Origin of the sequence: Protofrankia coriariae (genome assembly GCF_001017755.1) — a bacterium.
Classification (GTDB): Bacteria; Actinomycetota; Actinomycetes; order Frankiales; family Frankiaceae; genus Protofrankia; species Protofrankia coriariae.
In genome coordinates this window covers 5,322-7,383 of record NZ_JWIO01000050.1, presented here as the reverse complement: position 1 = coordinate 7,383, position 2,062 = coordinate 5,322, and the positions used below count along the sequence as shown (strand labels likewise).

The following is a 2,062-nucleotide window of genomic DNA, read 5'->3' as shown; positions in this document are numbered from 1 at the left end:
CGAGCCGGCGGCGGGCCCGGGCCGGGGCCGGGCGACACCGAACCGCTCGCCGCCCTGACACCGGCGGACGAACCGGCCCGACGCGGGGCCCCACCCGGCCACAAGCTCCTCGAGCCCGACCGGGACGACGCGTTCGACGAGATCGCGACGCTGGCCGCCCGCCTGTGCGCCACGCCCGTGGCGTTCGTCGCCTTCCGGGGCGCCGACCGGCAGTGGCGCCGGGCGTGCTACGGATCGACCGCCACCGAACTGCCCAGGGAGGCCCTCTTGGACCTGGACGCACCGGAGGGGTCCGCCGTGGTGGAGATCCCCGACATCGCCGGCGACCCCCGGTTCGCGAGGCTGGCCGCGCTCGGCCCGAGCAGCCCGTTCCGGTTCTACGCGGCGGCGCCGATCCGCACTCCGGACCACACGGTGATCGGCCATGTCGCGGTGCTCGACCGCGTCGCGCGCGCTCTCACCCCCGGGCAGAAGGAGTCGCTGGCCGCGTTGGGGCGGCAGAGCGCGCACCTGCTGGCGGCCCGGCGGGCCGTGTGCATGGTCGACCAGGTCACCACCGCGCTGGGCGCGCTCGACCGGTTCTGGTACCCGGACCATCTCGACCCGGCGGTGTCGCTGGTCGCCGAGGTCTCCCGCAGCCTGCTCGACGCGGACGCGGTCAGCCTGCTGCTCGCGGACATCCCCGGCTCGACGGTGTTCCACGTGGCCGCGTCCGCCACGAGACCGGACGAGGACACCATGCTTTCTCCCGGGGCTCGCTTCACGGAAAGTGACGAGACCGGTATCGGTACCGTGCTGCGCACCCGGGCACCGGTCTTCTTCCCGGACGTGTCGACGTCACGGCCGTTCCCGCACCAGGTCGTCCGTCGGCCCCGCATCGCCTCGGCGCTGCTGGTGCCGATCCCCGGTGAGGGCGGCCTGATCGGCCTGGTCGCGGCATGCTGGGCGGCGACGCGCACCCGGGTCGACCAGGCGGGGCTGCGCGCGGTCACCCTGCTCGGCGGGCAGGCCGGCCACACCCTGGCGCGTCTGCGTACGGCGCAGGTCCGGGTCCGGGAGATCGGCGTCGACCCGGATACCGGCCTGACCAGCCGGGACCGTTTCCTGACCGTCCTGCAGGGCCTGCCGGCGGGAACCGCCGTGTGCCTCTTCGGGGTGCCGGACCACCGGCAGGGGGAGGCTTTCGTCCGCGCCGACGAGTACGTCCTGCGGCACTTCGCCGCCGGGCTGCGGGCGGCGGCCGGCGCCGGGGTCGAGCTCGCCCGCTGGTCGCACAACCGGTTCGTGGCGGCCCTGCCCGCGGACAGCAACGTCGAGCCGGACACCCTGCTCACCCGACTGCGTTCCAGCGGGGACATCGCCGCGGCAGCACCGTTCGCGGTCGGGGTCGCGACCACCCGGCCTGATCAGCCGCCCAGCGCCGCGCTGCACGACGCCGAGGGGTCGCTGCGCGACGCCCTGCACGCCACCAGCGCGATGACGGGCCGGGCGGGCAGCATGCCCTACAACGGTGCCGGCCAGAACGGTGCCGGCCAGAACGGCGCGGGCCACAACGGCGCCGGGTATGGGGACGCCGGCCACGACCGCGCCGGCGTGTGGGCCTGAGCGGTCCCGCCTGACCGGGCCCCGGTCAGCCGGCGGGTGGGCTCACGCCTTCCCGCGGCGGCGTTGCGCGGCCGCGACCACCACGTCGGCGGCCAGTAGCAGGATCGCGATCCAGGAGACCGTTGCGATCTTGTCGAACGCCTGGACCCACTCCCCGTTGACCGGCAGGTGGTGGCGCAGCTGCACCTGGACGACATACCCCACGCTGACCAGGAGCAGGACCACCGGGGCGACCCGCAGCAGCAGCCGGCCGCGGGGCAGCACCAGGGCGGCCAGCGTGCTCACCCCGGTGACGACGCTCGCGACCGGGTTGACCAGCGCCAGCGCGACCAGGGCCACCGCGGCGGCCAGCGCGAGCGCGATCGGGACGGGGACCCGCGCGGCGCGGGCGGCCAGCGGCTCGAACACCGGCAGGTCCGGCGGGCCGTCCGGCCCCTGGCCGGCCCGCCGGCGGCGG

Annotated in this window: 2 protein-coding genes (1 of these 2 running past the window's edge); one reads left to right on the top strand and one right to left on the bottom strand. The window is 76.0% G+C overall.

Annotated features, from left to right (window positions below; genetic code table 11):
• Positions 1-1,605 (top strand): GAF domain-containing protein (locus tag FrCorBMG51_RS29095; RefSeq protein ID WP_162233263.1); only part of this gene is annotated, 1,605 nt, incomplete at its 5' end.
• A 42-nt stretch (positions 1,606-1,647) separates the two neighbouring features.
• On the opposite strand, the gene FrCorBMG51_RS21250 is transcribed toward FrCorBMG51_RS29095, so the two are convergent.
• On the bottom strand, positions 1,648-2,062 hold the 3' end of the coding sequence (locus FrCorBMG51_RS21250) for an alpha-(1->3)-arabinofuranosyltransferase domain-containing protein (RefSeq protein ID WP_476742225.1). The gene runs 4,196 nt beyond the window's last position; the window shows 415 of its 4,611 coding nt (coding positions 4,197-4,611); the start codon falls outside the window, past its right edge; its stop codon occupies positions 1,648-1,650.